This is a genomic window from Streptomyces sp. BF23-19, assembly GCF_041106355.1.
GTDB lineage: Bacteria > Actinomycetota > Actinomycetes > Streptomycetales > Streptomycetaceae > Streptomyces > Streptomyces virginiae_A.
In genome coordinates this window covers 1-17,048 of record NZ_JBGBPT010000092.1, presented here as the reverse complement: position 1 = coordinate 17,048, position 17,048 = coordinate 1, and the positions used below count along the sequence as shown (strand labels likewise).

Below are 17,048 nucleotides of genomic sequence, written 5' to 3'. Positions count from 1 at the left end.
GTCAGAACCCAGCAGGTTTGCAAGGGTCGTCCCCACGCACGTGGGGGTCTGTCCCATCCGCACCACCCGGGCAACCACAGCTACGCGTCGTCCCCACGCACGTGGGGGTCTGTCATGCGACGGCAGCGACTCGCGGGTCGACTACTTGCATTCCTCACGTTTGTGGGGGCGCCCTCTCGGCATCTTCGGTGGAAGCGGGAGACCTGATTCATCCCCACGCATGGGGGTCACTCCTCAGCCTTCACATTTGCCTCCGCGCCGATACATCGCCCCTCTCTTGTCGTTGAGGGGGAGAGCACTCGCGATGGATGAGGGCTGCCGAGCTGGGGTGTTGCAGGTTGGTTGAGAACCAACCTGTATTACAGACGGATTCTGCACCTAAAGAGCCGAACGCCTTTTTGGGATTTCAGGTTGTTTACTCAGGTCGGCTGGGTGATCGGACGGGGCGGTTTGCGGCTTCGGGGATTGAGGTGCGGAGGGTTGTTGGTTCTTCCGCTGCCAGTACCTGAGCAGGAACCGAGATGCCAGCTGCCCACTAACCAAAGTACGGGGAAGGGTTCTCCAGCCAGCCGATCGCGTGCAGGTCGCGTGCGAGCCAGCTGTAGGCGAGGTTCGTAGCCTGCCGTTCATGGTGCATGTTGATTGCCTCCTGGCTGACATCGGGTACCCGGAATGCTGCTGACGTGCCATCGGTCAGGTCCGTCCACTGCCTCGGTGGTACGTCAGCTTCTTCAACCAGGTTGAGGTTCACCACGGGCTTGTCGGCCTCATGTGCCGTGCTGTCGGCGTGGAGCGTGTACTCCAGGATCGGAGGGTAATCGGCGCTCTCGTCTCGGCTTGCTGTGACCACGAGGCCATCAGCGCGGACCGGCACGATGCTGTACAGGGCCAGTGCGTGCCCGAATCGGGGGAAATTAGTCTCTACGAGCTGCTGATAGCCGATGAGCGCATTCTGCAAGACGCTGGTTGTGATGGACCAGGTCAGTTCAGGCGAGTAGGCCTGCCAGACAAATCGAGCCCCGGTCCTCTGATCCGCAGGTGGGTATGGAGCAGCGAGGGTCTCCTCGTGGATGCGGCGGAGTTCGGCGTGGAGCCAGCGGATGTCGTCGGAGTCGATTGTGTTACCGGCTGCCTGCCAGGTACACCACTGGCTGCTCTCGACCTGCGTCATCATCGTCTGCACCTCCAACCGGAGGTCGTGAACAGGAATGGGGGTACCTTGAGGGAGTCGACGGCCGGTGAGAATCCGTCGAGCGAGAAACCAGATCCGCTCGGCGGCGAGTGGGGAGCCGGATGGCACAGGCAGAACCCTCCGCTGGATGCGGAGTGACAGAGCCTTACGCAGCCGATTGCGTGCCCAGATCCATCTCGAGAGGTCATCCCTAGGCAGGGTGAAGCCTTCGATGCTGTGGAACTGTGACAGCAAGCCGCCTCCGAGCTGAAGGTCCGGGCGTGCCACGAGGTCTGCGTTAAGAACACCTTCGCGACCTACAGCAAGCAGCATGAAGCCGCCTTCGAGCCGGACACCCCACGGTTGCAGCGTGCCACCGTGTTGACGCGTCAACTGGGCTGGCAAGTTGCCGAGACCGTCGGTCCAGGCTTGTGTGGCGTCCCGGAGCCACCGGCCTGCTGCCAACGCTGATTCCGCGCCGGAGTCCCGGTGCTTTCTACCGACCTGGCTGGCCCGTTCACCGGATTTGGAGACCTCGTCGAGTACCCACGACGCTGCGGCAGGGTTTGTTCGTACGAGACGCGACATGAACTCCACCGCCTTGTCTGCTGCGGCAGTGTCGATAGCGAAGGCGACCGCGTAGCGCCAGCGGGGGAAGCTCTCAGGGCCTGCAGCTTCTTCAAGTCGGGTGATGCCATCTTGGAGTGCCTGCGCGGCAAAGTGCTGCTCGAATAGAGGCAGCGCGAACCGCAGCCGGCCGTCGTCCCGGACAACCAGTCCTGTCTCCTCCAACTGCCAGACTTCCTGGTCCCGCCCGAACGAGGAGGCCCGGACTTGTCCGGCTGAGTCCATGACCAGGGCGGCGAGTCGTACCAGGCCGTCCCACACCGCATCCTTGACGGGCCGCCGCTGCTGCCGAAGAACGGAGCTCGCCAGACCAGCGAGCAAGTCCTGCGTAGATACATTTACGTCACCGCCGGCCCGCAATCGGCTTGCCAAGGCGTGGACCAGTAGGGGACTCGTAAGAAGCTGTCGGGTTTCGTGTTCCTTGATGGCGTGGAAGACCGGATCGCCCATGATCATGCGGAGCAACTCCAGACCGCGCTGAATGGGCCATGGGGCGACCTCGATACGCTCCCGCTCGTCTACCTCACCCGCCCCCGGCCGAGTCGTTGCGAGAACACTGAGGCGAGGCCACGTCAGAACAAGCCGCCGTGCCTGGGCCAGCACGTCGTGGGCATCCCACGGACTCAGCCGGTCCAGATCGTCAATGACGATCCGGCATTCCTGCTCCAGATCCATGCTCAGGACCGCTTCGAGCTGGCGCTGCTCCAGGTCCCGCGCCTCCAGCCACACCGGTACCGCCACAGTGGCGTCCGCCTGGGCCCGTATCAATCCTGCAGACCACCACTGCTCGGCTTCCTCGCTCTTGCCTGCACCCATGGGCGCCACCAGCACCCGAACACTGCCGGACGGAACCTCCCCGAAGGCCTGCTCATGAGCAAGAAGCCATTCGAGAACATGGTCCCGTCGGTCCCCTGGCGTACTGCTCAAGCGAGTAAGCCTTCGGGCGAGGGAACGCCGCCCTGCGAGCCCCAGCGCCCTCTCTCGTTTCGTATCCGTCGTAGCTTCGTGCCCATCTGCATTTGGGCGATTGTCCGTCGGAGAGGCGAGCCGCTGGCTGCTTCTCGCCGTTGATGGCTGGGCTTCCTCCAGGAGGTTCCGCCAGTACCGCTCCTTCGGCTGTTCCCCAGCCCAGCCACTCCAGACCCGAACCAGGGCGAGGAAGTGCTCGCTACTGCCGGGGCTGGGCACCGTCGCGCGCGCCGGTGGAGCGGCAAGCCAGCTGGTGATCGCCTGGAACCTAACGGCGTACGGCGTCCGCACCGTCTCGCGCGCGGCCTCCCGCCTGGAACAGGGCAGCCCCGCAGCCTTCCGGGCACGCCTCGCCCGTGCTTCGAGAGCACGTAGCTGCTCACTCAGTTCCTGCGCCGGATCCGGCATCCGTGCTCCCGGTGGCTGTCCGTCGTGTCCGTAGCGACCTCGGCGGACACCTCGCTGACCTGCAAGCTTAGAGGTCGATTGTCCGGAGCGTCCGCCCTTTCGGACACCAGCCTCGTTAGCGCTGGAACCTCGGGTCAGCACCCGGCAAGCGGAGCCGGGCAACGACCTCCAAGGGAGCATCGGAATGAACCGGAACGATCGAATGAAGAGGCGCACGATGTGCCGTCTCGGCCGTACGGCGTTGTTCGCCGCCGTACGCGGAGCCGGCGCTGCCGTCGGATCATCTGTGATCGCCACGCTGATCTGGTGGTTCGGGACCCGCTGACTGCAGCCTCTGATGCGAGTGTCCTCAAGGCGGCCGGAAAGACCGTGCTGAGGACGGCTGCCGGTCCTGCCCGGGACAGGGGCGTGGTGAAGTGCGGCTAGATGAGCGTAGGGCGCACTTCTGAACTGTGGAAGTGTTTGTACAGGTCAGTGGGGTGTTCGGCGGGGCGGGGTGCGGGTTCGTGGCTGGCGGGTTTCGGCGTGGTGGTCGAGCGGATCGTGTCCAGGGCGGTTTTGGTGATGCGTTCGGTGCCGTCACCGATGGCGGTGATGGCGGCTTGTCGGATGAGTCTGGTGAGGCTTCCGATGCGGTCGGCGGTGCGTTGGTGGAGGTAGGTGACGGTGTCGGTGAAGGGGTGCCGGTCGCCGTGGCGGGCGGTGAGTGGCCCGCACTCGATGAGTGAGGCTCTGCCAGCGAGTTGCGTGCCGCGGACCCCCGTGAAGAGGGGTGTCTGAGTGACGTCGATGCCAGCGCACAACACACGCAAGGAACAAGAAGAATCCGCAGGTCATCGGACAGTTCAATTAGGACGTCTCGCCAAGTTGTCTTGGAGTTTCTCACTTCATGTCACACACCATCGCAAGTGATGTCACGACATATTCATAGTGACCAGGAAATCTCTATGCCACCTTGATGAGAAACCTTGCGACGTCGAACTGAGGCGCCGCACCCTCGCGGCTCCGCGGGGCGCCACCATCCTCGACATCGCGATCGGGCAGTACCCCACGAACATCCGCCGCCCCGGCGGACTGGGCAAGGACCCCGAACGGGCGCAGCGGCGGGCCGCCGCGCTCACCGCCATCGACCAGGACTGGAACCCGGGGACGCTGGGGTGGACGGTGGACTGGCAACGCTACTACGCCTACCTCGCCCAGCTCCTCGCCTCCGGTGCGCGCCCGACCGCGATCGTGCCGGGAGTGACCCGACACGGCGAGGACGTCGGCCGGTGGCTCGCTTCGCAGCGGCGGGGCTGGGACCGGCTGAACGCGGAACAGCAACGCCGACTCAGCGAGATGGGCGTAGGGCCGCAGAAGACCGACCGCGCGCGGAAGACGCCAGCCAAGGCGGGGGCGAAGTCCACCAGCATGGGCTCCGCAGCATTCCGGTCCGGTCTTGCCAGCCCTCCAGCAGTACATCGCACGTACGGGCTCGGCGACGGTCCCCAGGGGGCACGTGGAGGCCGTAGTCATCGACGGCCAGGAGCACACCGTGAAGCTCGGAATCTGGTTGAGCAACACCAAAAGCAGACGCGACAAGCTCGACCAGGCACAGCGGGCCGCGCTCGCTGAGTTGGGCGTGGAATGGGCGGGCTCCTGACCGCCCGCTCCCGCCCCGGCCCCGGCATCGAAGCTGAGTGAGCTTGACGTACTCGCCGGTCGGGCAGATCGCGCCCCGTCTACGCTGCGTCGCGCCGACAGTGGGCCCAGGCTCCTGCGGATCCGATGGCGAAGGCAAACAGGGCATGCACCACCACTCCGGTCCAAGGGTCGAGCCCGCTGCCGAGCAGCGTCCGTTCGAGCGCGGCATCTGCGCCATCGCCGGTGTCGGGGGCCCCCGACATGACTGCCCGCGCGGCCGCGAAGGGAAGCACGCCAAGCAAACTGTCGGCTCCGAGGAGCCGGCCCACCAGTACGCCGGCGGCCCGCTCAATGATCAGCGGCCACAGAACGAGCACCAGCACGGTGGCCGTTCGGTTGCGCACGAGTGCCGCAACCGAGGCGTACGGCGACCGGGAAGGCCACAACTATGCTGATCACCTCTCGGACCTCGTGAACAACGAGTACGGCCGTCAGATGGGCGAGAAGATCGCCGCAGCCAACCCCGGGGCCTCGGAGTCCCAGCTCAGGGACGCGATCACCAGGGAGGCAAAGAACTACATGACAAGTGGGAACTATGCCCGACCCAGTGACTTCGAGTAACCCGTTCCAGAAGGGAGTTGTCGGATGAGGAGTGGCGTCCGTTTCCTGATCGGCTCACTGGTGGCCGTCCTACCGCTGGCGGTGTCCTGCACCGTGCAGACGGACGAGGACAGGGCGCGGCAGGTCGTCGGGTCCTGGAAGTCGCCGACCCTGGGCACGATCCAGTTCCTCAAGGACGGTGCGCTCGGAGAGGTGAGCCTGCCTCCCAGCGTGTGTCACAAGGGGTCGTGGTCAGCCGACACGAAGTTCACCGGTACCTGGCGACCCTGGCATCTGGACTCCGTCGGGCCGGCTACGGAGGTCACGTTGACGGCCGCCGCCGGTGGCCCGACGTGCGACCTGTTCTTCCTGTACTCCACGGATCAAGGTCAGGCAGAGCTGGACATGGCCTATGCCCCGGAGGGTAGCGAGCCCTTCGTCCGGCAGTAGACCAGCAGACCGGTCATCGCGGAGAACCTGAGCCTCCGCACGAGGGGTCGTGCTCATCCCACCGAGGATGAGCACGACCCCTCTTCGCACCCTGGCGCCGGTGGCCGCACGCGGTTCCCGGCGCCCCGGCCGATGGCGGACCCCACGTGCCGCGCGCAGACGCAGGCCTCGCCCGGACCCACGTACGCGATCCCGTGGCGGACCACGCCGCCCACCGGCACTGGCTTGTTGCGATCGACCTGGGCCAGGTCCAGAGCAGCCCCACCAAGGCGAACGCCGCCGTGTGACTCGTACGCGTTCGTCACCGCTAAGCATCGGCGGGCCCCTCGCCGGGCTGCGCCTGGTGGCGGCGGGCCTCCTTCGGAGCGGACGGCACGTGCGGCGCGGTTGCACCCGTCGCCTGCTCGGGCCGGCGGCCGACACCGGTTTGCGACGCCGACTTCCTCGCCGACGCCTGTAACACCAGGCCCCCACCCCCGGCTCCGGCGGCCGACTGACTCACCGCGGCCGGGGCCCCGGGAGGGCCTGGGCACCCCACTCCCGGGGCCCGACGTCGTCCACGGGGGGCTCCAACCCCTACGGGTGAGCAGCGTCCGGTTCGTCGCCACACTCGTGATAGATGTACTGATCGATATCGAGCGATGCCTTGGCTGCCGCGATCCAGGAAAGCAGGTCGGCTCCTAGCAAGATGCCTTTTTGCTGTGGGTCGTCCAGGTCTCTTATTTCCTGGACGATGTCCAGGGTGACGGCAGCTTCCCCTGAGTCTACGAGTCGACCGAGGGCGGCAGCGAGGTCCGTACCCCACCCGAGGAGCACCGGCTCCATGTCCTCCGGCCGGGCGTCGCCTCCCGTTGTGCCGACGCGTCGGATCCAGGTCGCGTGGGACCGCGGTGGTGACTGGGGACGCCGGCGGCTTCCGATTGATGTCGACTCGTCGGGCTCCGCCCCCAGCTTCATGGAGATTTCCTCCGGCTGCAAGGACTCACTGACCACTCTGAGATATATACGGAATGCACTCATGGCTTGTACTTGTAATTCGTCGGAACCAAGATCTTGCCGTCCTTGCTCACGAGGATGATCCGATTGTCGGCGTCACGCATGGCGTCGAATCGCGACATCATATTCTCCCCGACCCAGTCGGCCTTGAAGCGGTGCGGGTCCTCGTCAAGCTTCTCGAGGGCCTCCTTCAGTTGCTTGTCCTTGAGCTTCACCAGCGAACCACGATTGATGGCTGCGGCGTCGGGGACGGCACCGGGGATGAAGCCGCATGAAGCGTTGTGCACCAGTACCGGTGTCGTGCCGGCCAGCACATAGTAGGTGTGCAGGTCGTTGACGGTCAGGTTGTAGGCCGGCTGGAGGTCCTTCCAGCGGGTCACCTTTTCGATCTCGACCGTGGTGCCGTCCGGGGTGCGCAGGGTGTCGCCGGTATTGAGGTCGGCGGCGTCGGTCCACTGCTTACGGGTTTCCGCCCAGAACGGGTGGTGGTCCGTGGCGGTGAGGGAACCTCGGCCGTCCTGCGGGCGCAGGGTGATGGAGGTGAAGTCCCGGTCGTCGGGGGTGTAGATCGTGGCCTCGACCCGGCGCGGACCGGTGGTCCCTGACGCGGGATCGGTCGCGAGGACGGTGTCGCCGATCTCGATCCGCTCAATGGGGCGGGTAGCGCCGTCGCCCATCAGCACTGGCGTACCTGCTGGGAAGCTGTCGCACGTCTTTGCGCCCTTGCGGGCCTTGCGGATGACCTCGGGTACGAGCTTGCCGCCGACCTTGATCCAGCGCAGGACGACGAGGCCGCCCAAGGCGCGGTCGATGCCGCTCACCTTCTCACCGGTGGTCATGTCCTTGCCGGTGATGGCTTCGATGATGCCCTTGCCGTTGCCGACGCCGGGCAGCAGGTTGAGCAGCATGCCCATTTTCCGCTCCTGCTCGGCCAGTACCTCGGGCGGGACTTGGTTAAGGCCGAGACGTGGGGCGATGTGGTCGAAGTTGAAGTCGATGAAGTTCGGCGCCACGAGAATCTGTTCGGCGGCCTTGGTGAAGCCGGAGACAGCCGTGTTCGTACCTTTCAGGCCCTCGTTCATCTGGCCCAGGCCCGCGTTGAGCTTGGTCATGCCCCGGTTGGCCTGGGTCAGGCCTTGGTTGATTCCGTCGATGCTCTGGTTGACATCGACCATGATGCCGTTCATCTCATCGAGGGCCTCGTTCATCTGGTCCATGCCCCGGTTTGCCTGGTCCAGGGCACCGAGGACGTCATCGATCCACTTTCCGAATTCTCCGCTCGCGACGACCTCCGGTTGGGGGGTCCCTGCGGGAAAGTACGTGGAAGCGGTGAGCGCTGCGAGAAGCACGGCAGAATCAGCTTGGGGGCCGGTGGCACGCGCGACCATGACCAGTTTGGTGCGGAGCTTGTCCAGGTTCGGCCTGGCGGCCTGGTACGTCTTGACGAACTGCTTCAGCACCTCCAGCTTCTTCCTCGGGTCCGACTCCGCGTCCGTGTGCGGGTCCATCACGATGAGGGGTTCGAGCTTCTTGAGCGCCTCCACCTCCTTCTCGAGCTCGGCGAAGGACGCGCCGCCGTCCTCCATCGATTCTCGGAACACATAGAGGAACGTGCCTACGCCGAGACCGATCTTCACGGACTTGATGGCGAATTCTTTGGCGCACTTCGGCCGTTCCAGGAGCGGTAGCTCCCTGCACTTCGAGTACTGCGCCACCCGGGCTGCTATCTCCAGGAGGGTGGACTCACTTTCGGGTGGCGGTTCGGTTGCCGCAGCCGTGCCGCCCGCAGCAACGGTCAGGCACAAGACGGTGAGGAGTGTGACGATTTTCTGTTTGACGTGCAGATACATGTGTTCCTTACAGCGCGGCCCGCAGGGCCGCGCCTCCCCTTGGTAGCAGAGCCACCGTTACTACTCGCGCAGAGCGCGTGGTCCCGGCCACCGTAAGCCGTTACCGCAGGTCATGATCATTTACCGCGTCGAAAACGCGCACGACAGGACGGGCATGCCGCGCGAGATCGACCCCGTGTGGGGCGAGCACGGCGAACGCGAACCCCAGTCTCGACCCGACTACCCGGCATACCAACTCCAGGTTCCGCCGGCCTCGGTGACAGGCGGCGCCCGCACCCGACGATCAAAGCCACCGACCAGCCGCCGTTTCCATGGGAAAGAGCGGCCGCGCCGTTCGCTCCGCGACCCCTCAGCACGAGCACCGCTCGCTCACCACCGCCCGCCGCACCGCCGTCGTACAGACGGGACCGCCGCGGCACTGAGGCACTCGCGGCGCACAGTCGCAAGCAGTGCGCTCCCTGTGATCCAGCCCGGTTGGGGCTGTATGCAAATTAACTACCGCTTTGGGTAATCACACGGCATCCTGCGGCTTCCAGCTGCGGCGGGGCCTGGGCGCCGAACCGTGCGGCGTCTGCTGCTCCGCACGACAGAAGCCAACCGGAGGATTCAGTACATGCACGTTGCCAGGATTCTCACGATCGCCGGTACGACCGTCGCTCTGGCAGCGGTGCTTGGCGGTGTCACCCCTGTCCAGGCCCGGCCTGCGCCGACCAGTTCGGCCGTCACCGCTCCCCGAGACCAGATCCAGTGCCCGCGCGGATTCGTATGTATCTACCTCGAGATCCACTTCGAGGGCCAGCCCTACGTCAAACGAGCGACCGACGGCTCGGTCCGACACCTGCCGGACTACATCCGCGGCAAGGGCAGCTCGGTCATCAACAACAGCAGCCGCACCGCGAGGGTCTACCAAAAGGACAACTACTTCGGCCGCCATGTATGCGTCGGAGCCGATGGCGGCACCATCGCAGACCTGCGCTCCTACCAGCTCAACGACACCACCCACTCCCTGAAGAACAACACCACACCCTGCGGCGTGTAAGGAGGCGCAGGAGACGAGACGCACGACGCTCTCTCCTTCACCGACCACGGCGTACGTGCGGCCGACAGGCGGCCGCCGGGTGGGGTCCGGCCCCGGGGCAGTCAACTGCAGCAGTTCGATGCCGCCGATCTGCAGAGCGTCGAACGATCACAGAACAATGCCTTCCGCAGCGTGCGCCCACAGCGACCCAGCCCTCAACTCGCGATACAAGGGGAAGGCGAAACCACCGCTGGCGGCCAACCAGGGCACGCCGAAGCGCGAGGACCGGTATCAGGCCAGCCCCGCCGCGTTGAGGGGCACCAGCAGCAGCGCGGGCCCCACCAAGGGCGAGGGGCGGCGCGGCCGAGCCGCCGGCGGTTGGCGGGTTCCGTAGCTTCATCGGGGAGCCGCTCCCGGCGTCGGGCGGAGGCCCGCCCCGATGGCGTCCGGCTAGACGATCCGCTGGCCGAGAGTGAAACCCGCCGCGGCCGGCCCACCGCCCACCGCGCTTTGGCCGCCCGGTATGGCGGGCGGACGCGAGCAGGCTCGGCGCGAGCGGCGCGATCCTGCTCGGCGACCTGGCGCCGGTGTTGCCTTGCGGCGAAGGGTCGGAGCGAGGCGCAGCGAGCGTTCCAGCGGGGCCTGGAGGACCTTGCGCAGTGGGTCGTGCGGGAAGGAGCGAACCGACGGGTCCCGGGGGCTCACGGCAAGGAGATCGCAGGGCGAGGCAGAGCCGGTCGCTTCCCCGACGATGCCTTACCCACCGGCTCCCCTTTCGTGCGTGGCTGTACCTGCCCTTCGTACACGGAGTCGATCACGGACCTCATCAGGGATATCGGAGAGCGGCTGGGCCGGCCCTGACGAGGTGGAGGGCGCAGGTTCGTTTCTCGCCAGGGCGGCAAGCGGCGCCCATGACCGAGACTGTCCGACCGTGGCGGCTTCGCCGTTCCGGGCCCGGAGTCGCTCCGTCCGGGAGCCTTTTGGGACAACATGCGAGCGGAATCGGACACACCGCACCAGCCACCGGCGATGCACGCAGTCCCGGATGCTGCTCTGGTTGCATGCGAATTCCCTTGCGAATCAAGGTAGTTGCAGCACTCACATTCTCTCTCGCGACGATCGCGGCTGGCAGCGCCGCGCAAGCATCCCCACCGGCATCCGCAAGCCCGTCTCTCCCTGGCGTCACCGTGGAGCGCTCCACCGCGAAGCCGGGCGAGGCGAAGGCGTTCTGGACTCCGGAGCGCATCCGGGAGGTCATGTCGCGCCCCGCAGACAGCGGCACTCCTCAGCCGGCCGACCTCGCCCCGCAAGCCGCCAACAAGCCGACCAGCCCGGACGTCTCCATCGCGGGCGACGCGGTCCTCCCTGCGGACGCCAACCGGCGGGCAGGCTTCGGACCGTCGGCTGTGACGGACGTATCGCGGTCCCTGACGTCTCCGGCCCCCGGACAGTGGCCGTGGCGGGCCACCGGGTTCCTGCTCTACGAACACGCCAACGGCGGGACCTACCGGTGCACGGCCTCCGTCATCAACCACAACAACAAGACGACGCTCTGGACGGCCGCACACTGCGTACACACTGGCAAGACCGGGAACGGCTACCACAAGCAGATGGTCTTCGTTCCCGGCTACGACGGCACGAACATCCCGTTTGGTGTCTGGGAGAAGGCCGCCTCCTACGTGCCCACGTCCTGGATCAAGGACACCGACGTGCGGTACTCCGACATGGCGGCGATCACTCTCAAGCCGGCCGACAACGGCGCGAAGATCCAGAACATCGTCGGCGCGTACGGCTACGAGTTCCGCAGCAACTCGCCCGAGAACTCGTTCGTCTTCGCCATCGGTTACCCCGCCAACGGCTACAACCGGCCCGACTCGGACTTCGCCGACGACAAGATGCGGTACTGCACCGGCCCCACGGTCGACGCCTCCAACTTCAACCCGCTCGACCAGCGCCTCCAGATGAACTGCGACATGGGCGGCGGAGCCTCCGGTGGCCCCATGGTCAAGAACTTCACGGGCAACGCACAGATCGTCGGCGTCAACAGCCACCGCTACACCAACAGCAGCGGCGGCTGGCTCGACAACCGGATGTTCTCGTCCGAGCACGGATCGCAGGCCGTATCCGTCTACAACGCCGTACGGTAGACAGGCCGCCGGCCGGGCCCGCCCGCACGGCCCCGGCCGGACCCGCCCGAAACGGAGACCCTCATGGCCTTAAGCAAGCGGACCCGCATCCTGGCAACCACCCTCGCCCTGGTCGCAGCTGGCATCGCCGCAGCCACCGCAATGGCCGAGCCGCCCAGCCCCTCCGTCGAGCGCCATGAGGCTCCTCCCGCCCCCGGAGACATGACGGCCCAAGACCTGGAAACCGCCTTCCGCAACGGCGACCACGGGCAGCCTGGCGGTCCCATGCGCATCACCCCCTAAGAGCTCGTAACAGGATCTTGGTGAGATGTCCTGGTTGGGCGTGATCGGCGTGACGATTCGGCCGTTCGTGGTGGCGTGAGCACTCGGCCGTGGATCGTGGACGACGACTTGTGGGCACTGATCGAGCCGCTGTTGCCGCCCTGGCCGACGAGGTCACCAGGGCCGCGACCGGTGTCTGACCCGCGGCCTTTGGGACTGGAACCGTCCGAGTTTTGGCGGTAGGGGCCTTCGGGGAGGATCGTTCGACCAGTAGCGATACCCAGCGGGGTCATGTTCTGCGGTAGGCGGCCCCCAGAGGTTGCTCATGGGGTACACGGTCGTGCCGTGCCTGCCGCAGTTCCTTATGGGCTTCCCGTTGTGGGAGAGGAGCTGTCACTCGGACGGGTGGACGCATGGCCTCACCGCCCGAAGATCGTCGCCTGTCGGCTCCAGGGCAGGGGGATAGGCCTGGCGCGGGTGGCCTGTTCCTCCGGTGCCCCGCCGGCTCCGCCCCAGCGACGAGAGGACGACCTGATGGCTACCGATCGCCTCACCACCCTGCACTAGCTGCTCTTCGATGCCACGGGCGGCTCGGGCAGCGGCACCGCCCTGTCGCGGACGACGGACAGGTGCGCCGTCCAGTCCGCGAGCGGTCCGGCGAGGTCGACGTCCGCCTCGTACAGCGGCCGGTCACCGATCGTCGCCCAGTCCAGCGGGTACTCCGCGGCGCCGCGCCAGCCGCACGCGCACACCGCCCGCAGAGCCTCCGCGCGCGGACGGCGCGAGCGGCCGTCGTATGCCGTCCAGTGCGTCGTCGACGGCACGTTCGGACCGCTCCCGACATCGAAGTACACCGGCCCGGCTCACCCCCGCCGATCAGGACCCCCGCGGCGCCCGCGTGGACGTCCCCGAACTCCACCGTCCACCAGTCCCACTCCACCAGCACACCGCCCTCCGACGCGTTCCTGCCGGCCACCCTGCCCCGCCCGCGTACCGGCCCACCCCACGGCAACCCAACAACGCCTTCGGTTGGATCCGCCCGGAGATGCTGCGGTCAGGCCCGGGACGCTGCGGCGCGTCCGGAGAGGCCCCCGGACACAGGCGACGTGAACGCGACGCCATCCGGAGCATGACGGAGGGCCGCCACCCGTCGACATGGCGGCCCTCCGCTCCCAGCTGACCTACGGAGCAGGGGTGAACTCCACATCCGTGCCGCCGCAACCGGCCGTGATGTCCAGCAGCCGGTCCCGCTCCGTCTCGGCCACCGCCGGCCCCCGGCGGAGGTTCGTCGCGCTCCACTCCGCGCCGTACCGGCACAGCCCGTCCGGCGCCAGCGGCAGCCACCCGCCCCCTCCGGCCGCACCCCGAGGCGCCGCGGCAAGGCGGCGCCCGCAGAGCGGCTAACGGTGGATCACGACCTCGGGAGTTGCGGTCTCACGGGGTGGGGTGGGGTTGGCTCCGCCGACAAGGAGGGCCAGGAGGACGGCGATGGCTTCGTTGCGCAGGACGCCGGCGGCCTGCCGGAGCTTGTGGGGGGGCGGGGGTGGGCAGGGAGAGGGCCACGCATTCCGGTTCGGTGCCCGTCGGGATGGGAACAGCGGCGCACACGGTGCCGAGGGCGTACTCCTGCAGAACTCGGCGACATCCACACCCCCACCGCCCGCCTGGCCTCCGCCCTGGCCCGCTGCGCACGCCTGGACCCATCCGGTCTTGCCGCGGACGCCAAGCCATCTGGAGTCCGCGCAGCGGGCGCTGCGCGTCCTGGAGGCCGGCGCCCGCCCGGCCAGGCGTTCCAAGCGGCAGCAGCCCGTCAACACCCCCCGACGATCGCCGCGAACACCTCGACCGCCACCGCACATAGGACACGGTCTAAACCCGAAGTACTTCGGCGAGGGCGCTGCGCTGATCGTGCGGACGGGGACGACGAACCGCAGTCCGTCGACCGAGGCCAGCAGCCCGTCCCCCCAGAACTGCACGATCGGCACCTCGGACTGGGCCTCGATCAGAGCTGCGTTCGCCGCGGCGATCGTGTCCGCGCGCAGGTAGAACTGGTCGACGTGGACCAGGCGGGAGCGGGTCAGGGCCTCGTGGCCGGGGTTGGTGACCGGGGTCATGCCGATGTTGCACACCTCCGAGACCAGCAGCGCGACCACCGAGGTGGACAGGTCCTTCATGCGGGTGGTGCCGTCGCCCAAGTGCACGAAGGCGTCGAGGAATCCGGTCCAGAAGTGGACCTCGAACAAAAGGTCCGGCAGGTCGATCTTCGGGAGCATCTTCTCGACCCGCTTGCGCAGCCAGGCCAGCGACTTCGGCTCGCCCAGCGCGCCGTCCTGTTCGAGCGTCCGGCCCGGCCGGCACGTTGTGCCGGCATCCCCCGGACCCCGACAGCTGGCCCGGTCACCGCAATTTCACGAAGCACCCGTTGGAGGGCTACGGGGAGAAGCACCAACGTTCAGGGCCGAGGGCCAGCGGCTGGCGCGGCCGCACGCCGGGCATTCCGGTTCGTGTGTTTCTCCTGCTAGATTCCCGGTTGTCCCGCTGGGATCCCGGTCCTGCTCCGCGAGCTCCTCGATCAGGCCGCCGGCCCCGAGGCCCTGCGCGTGCTGGGCAACGTCTTGATTAACAGCATTCTTCACCTGAGCGCGGCCATGCCGACTGCCTTGCCCTTCCTGATCCGCCTGGCAGCCGTCCCTGACATCGCGGTGTGCCCCGGACTGTTCGAACTCTGGCCTATGTCGCGGAGCTGTCTCGACCTGTCGACGAAGGCCAGGCGGGGCTCTTCGGCAACGAGTGCGATCACCCGGAACGGGAATGGTGCAGGGCCGCGTTCGCCACACACGCCTCTGAGCTGCGCGCGTTGCTGGAGGACGAGAGTCTTCCGGACGGACTACTCAGCGTGGATGACCGCGAGTGCCTACTCAAGGCTGTGGAACCACAGCGAGCCCCATCCTGAATCCCGCGGGCCGGCACTTGTGGGGACCGTGTAACCATCTCGCAGTGGCTGGTGTGATCACGGCGTCGGAGCCGTCCTGGATAGTCCCGTTCACCGGGCTGAGCTCGCGTCAGTTCAGCAGGCTCATCGCCGCGCTGCGGCGCGAAGGTGCGGACCCAGTGCGCAAGGGCCGGCCCTGGAGCCTGCCACTGGAGGATCGTGTGCTGCTGGTCGCCGCCTGTTGGCGCACGAACCTGACCCTGCGCCAGCTGGCGCCGCTGTTTGGGGTTTCCAAGTCCGCGGTCGGCCGCATCAGTGGCCACCTCGGGCCGATTCTCGCGCTCCAGCCCCGTAAACGGTTCGCCAAGGATGCCGTGCTCATCGTGGACGGCACCCTGGTGCCCACCCGTGACCACGCCATCGCCGCGCAGTCGAAGAACTACAGGTACTCCACGAACCACCAGGTCGTCATCGACGCCGACACCCGACTCGTGGTCATGGTCGGCCGGCCCTTGCCCGGAAACCGCAACGACTGCAAGGCGTGGGAGGAATCCGGCGCCAAAGCTGCCGTCGGCAAGACCACCACGATCGCTGACGGCGGCTATCCCGGCACCGGACTCGTCATGCCCCACCGCCGCCGCAAAGGCGAAGACCTTCCCGACTGGAAGGAAGCACACAACACATCCCACAAGCAGGTCCGGGCCCGCGTGGAGCACGTCTTCGCGCGTATGAAGACCTGGAAGATTCTCCGCGACTGCCGCCTCAAAGGCGACGGCGTCCACCACGCGATGCTCGGCATCGCCCGCATGCACAACCTCACCCTCGCCGGATAGGCAAGCGGACCGCATCGCGACCGACCCTGCCCAAGGCGACTCAAAGATCAGTTACGGGACAGCCCTTAGACGGGGATGACGCTAAAGTTAATTGCGCTGGCCCCGTAGTCACACCACGCTGTGGACTTCGCCCCGGGACCTACTACCGGGCCGTAGTGCCAGTACTCGTAGCCGCTGCCGTCCAGCTTGTGGCACAGGACCGCACCGTAGTAGTAGGAGGTGCCTCCCGTGCACCAGATCTCCTTGCCCTTATGCCCCAGGGACCCTGTCAAGTTCTTGGAGCGGCAGTTCCCCAGATCAGGTGCTGGCGTGGCCGAAGCGGTCGCGGGCACAGCCACCAGCCCAACACCGGCGAGCGTCAAAGCCGCCGCTGAGACGGCCAGTCGTCTCCGAAAGGACATATCATCTCCATCTTCCCCTAGGGGCCCATGACGATCAGATGCGCCATGTTCAAGCTAAAGAATGAGGCCGGAGGAACACCCACAGAAGAGCCAACTCGGCCAACCATGCGCCGCGGCAGGGCCCTCGCCGCCGAGACACTACGCCGCGGGCCGGCGAGGCGAAAGGCAACAAGGACGGGCGCCGACTCGGTCTTCACCGTGCCGTCCGTGGTGCTCGCGGATGTGCGCACCCATCTGGTCGGTTGCGGGCAGGAGCGGCTGTCCGTCGAGGACCACGCCGCCCAGGGCAAGCGTGCCGAGAAGCTCCGTGCCCAGGGAGGCTGGTCGGCCAAGAGCGCGGTGTTCTGGGGGTACGTCGCCGACGGCGAGAAGTGGGAAGACGCCGCCACCGAAGGGATCGGCCTGTGACCGTCCAGAACACGGGGTGCCGGTAAGAACGCTGTCATCGATCCTGCCGGCTTATTCCGTGGCCAGCAGGATCGTCACCCCGCAAACGCCGGATCTATTCCGCGGAGTCCTCATGTCAGATCGGCGAGATCGCGGACGGTTGTGGTTCCGGACCGGATGATCCAGATTCCACTTCCGGGTGGCGTCTCCTTCGAGCGGGTCTTGAGCGCTTCGACGTCTACGACCAGGGGCCATTGAGTGTGCTGCGACCAGTGCACTCCGCTGAGGTCGCTGCCCCTAAGAGCTCGTAACAGGATCTTGTTGAAGTCCTCTGGTCAGCCGTGACCGGTGTGACGATTCGGCCGTTCGTGATGG

The 17,048-nt window shown here is 66.8% G+C and carries 14 protein-coding genes and 3 pseudogenes; 9 read left to right on the top strand and 8 right to left on the bottom strand.

Annotated features, from left to right (window positions below; all coding sequences use genetic code 11):
• Nucleotides 1-535: 535 nt before the first annotated feature.
• The gene (locus AB8A24_RS36030; RefSeq protein ID WP_369478608.1) at nucleotides 536-2,614 is read right to left on the bottom strand and encodes a hypothetical protein; all 2,079 of its coding nucleotides are present in this window, start codon (nucleotides 2,612-2,614) and stop codon (nucleotides 536-538) included.
• A gap of 1,032 nt (nucleotides 2,615-3,646) precedes the next feature.
• A pseudogene (locus AB8A24_RS36025) lies at nucleotides 3,647-3,978 on the bottom strand (ATP/GTP-binding protein); the annotation flags it as partial.
• A gap of 127 nt (nucleotides 3,979-4,105) precedes the next feature.
• On the opposite strand from AB8A24_RS36025, the pseudogene AB8A24_RS36020 reads away from it, so the two are divergent.
• Together AB8A24_RS36020 and AB8A24_RS36015 are read left to right on the top strand one after the other, a co-directional pair.
• Nucleotides 4,106-4,510, top strand: a pseudogene (locus tag AB8A24_RS36020) (helicase associated domain-containing protein); the annotation flags it as partial.
• A gap of 103 nt (nucleotides 4,511-4,613) precedes the next feature.
• Nucleotides 4,614-4,817 carry a helicase associated domain-containing protein gene (locus AB8A24_RS36015; RefSeq protein WP_369478607.1) on the top strand — a complete coding sequence of 68 codons (204 nt, stop codon included), beginning with the start codon at nucleotides 4,614-4,616 and terminating at the stop codon, nucleotides 4,815-4,817.
• A gap of 79 nt (nucleotides 4,818-4,896) precedes the next feature.
• Here the strand turns inward: AB8A24_RS36015 and AB8A24_RS36010 are convergent, their stop codons facing one another.
• Nucleotides 4,897-5,202 carry a hypothetical protein gene (locus AB8A24_RS36010; protein WP_369478606.1) on the bottom strand — a complete coding sequence of 102 codons (306 nt, stop codon included), beginning with the start codon at nucleotides 5,200-5,202 and terminating at the stop codon, nucleotides 4,897-4,899.
• A 241-nt stretch (nucleotides 5,203-5,443) separates the two neighbouring features.
• Between AB8A24_RS36010 and AB8A24_RS36005 the strand changes: the two genes are divergently transcribed.
• Both AB8A24_RS36005 and AB8A24_RS36000 read left to right on the top strand, forming a co-directional pair.
• On the top strand, nucleotides 5,444-5,848 hold the full coding sequence (locus AB8A24_RS36005; RefSeq protein ID WP_369478605.1) for a hypothetical protein: 405 nt from the start codon (nucleotides 5,444-5,446) through the stop codon (nucleotides 5,846-5,848).
• A 146-nt stretch (nucleotides 5,849-5,994) separates the two neighbouring features.
• Nucleotides 5,995-6,135 (top strand): hypothetical protein, encoded by a 141-nt coding sequence (locus AB8A24_RS36000; protein ID WP_369478604.1) that lies wholly within the window; start codon nucleotides 5,995-5,997, stop codon nucleotides 6,133-6,135.
• Between the two features lie 289 nt (nucleotides 6,136-6,424).
• Here AB8A24_RS36000 and AB8A24_RS35995 read toward each other — a convergent pair whose 3' ends face one another.
• The gene (locus tag AB8A24_RS35995; protein WP_369478603.1) at nucleotides 6,425-6,868 is read right to left on the bottom strand and encodes a DUF4279 domain-containing protein; all 444 of its coding nucleotides are present in this window, start codon (nucleotides 6,866-6,868) and stop codon (nucleotides 6,425-6,427) included.
• Nucleotides 6,865-8,694 (bottom strand): polymorphic toxin-type HINT domain-containing protein, encoded by a 1,830-nt coding sequence (locus tag AB8A24_RS35990; protein WP_369478602.1) that lies wholly within the window; start codon nucleotides 8,692-8,694, stop codon nucleotides 6,865-6,867. The genes AB8A24_RS35995 and AB8A24_RS35990 overlap by 4 nt, the downstream gene beginning before the upstream one ends.
• Nucleotides 8,695-9,307: 613 nt before the next feature.
• Here AB8A24_RS35990 and AB8A24_RS35985 point away from each other — a divergent pair.
• Complete coding sequence (locus AB8A24_RS35985) at nucleotides 9,308-9,733, top strand: peptidase inhibitor family I36 protein (RefSeq protein ID WP_369478601.1); 426 nt, start codon at nucleotides 9,308-9,310, stop codon at nucleotides 9,731-9,733.
• A gap of 735 nt (nucleotides 9,734-10,468) precedes the next feature.
• Here AB8A24_RS35985 and AB8A24_RS35980 read toward each other — a convergent pair.
• Nucleotides 10,469-10,729 carry a DUF1589 domain-containing protein gene (locus AB8A24_RS35980; protein ID WP_369478614.1) on the bottom strand — a complete coding sequence of 87 codons (261 nt, stop codon included), beginning with the start codon at nucleotides 10,727-10,729 and terminating at the stop codon, nucleotides 10,469-10,471.
• 170 nt (nucleotides 10,730-10,899) lie between these two features.
• Here AB8A24_RS35980 and AB8A24_RS35975 point away from each other — a divergent pair, with 170 nt between their 5' ends.
• Nucleotides 10,900-11,859, top strand: a complete 960-nt coding sequence (locus AB8A24_RS35975) for a serine protease (RefSeq protein WP_033227043.1) — start codon at nucleotides 10,900-10,902, stop codon at nucleotides 11,857-11,859.
• A 63-nt stretch (nucleotides 11,860-11,922) separates the two neighbouring features.
• Nucleotides 11,923-12,141 (top strand): hypothetical protein, encoded by a 219-nt coding sequence (locus tag AB8A24_RS35970; RefSeq protein WP_033227042.1) that lies wholly within the window; start codon nucleotides 11,923-11,925, stop codon nucleotides 12,139-12,141.
• 542 nt (nucleotides 12,142-12,683) lie between these two features.
• Here the strand turns inward: AB8A24_RS35970 and AB8A24_RS35965 are convergent.
• Nucleotides 12,684-12,944, bottom strand: coding sequence for a hypothetical protein (locus tag AB8A24_RS35965; RefSeq protein WP_369478600.1), 261 nt, complete (start codon nucleotides 12,942-12,944; stop codon nucleotides 12,684-12,686).
• A 1,050-nt stretch (nucleotides 12,945-13,994) separates the two neighbouring features.
• Nucleotides 13,995-14,444: pseudogene (locus AB8A24_RS35960) on the bottom strand (Tn3 family transposase); the annotation flags it as partial.
• Nucleotides 14,445-15,117: 673 nt separating this feature from the next.
• Between AB8A24_RS35960 and AB8A24_RS35955 the strand changes: the two are divergent.
• On the top strand, nucleotides 15,118-15,885 hold the full coding sequence (locus AB8A24_RS35955) for a transposase (protein WP_328959657.1): 768 nt from the start codon (nucleotides 15,118-15,120) through the stop codon (nucleotides 15,883-15,885).
• 608 nt (nucleotides 15,886-16,493) lie between these two features.
• Nucleotides 16,494-16,694: a hypothetical protein gene (locus tag AB8A24_RS35950; RefSeq protein ID WP_328959658.1), complete on the top strand. Its 201-nt coding sequence runs from the start codon at nucleotides 16,494-16,496 to the stop codon at nucleotides 16,692-16,694.
• The last annotated feature ends 354 nt before the right edge of the window (nucleotides 16,695-17,048 follow it).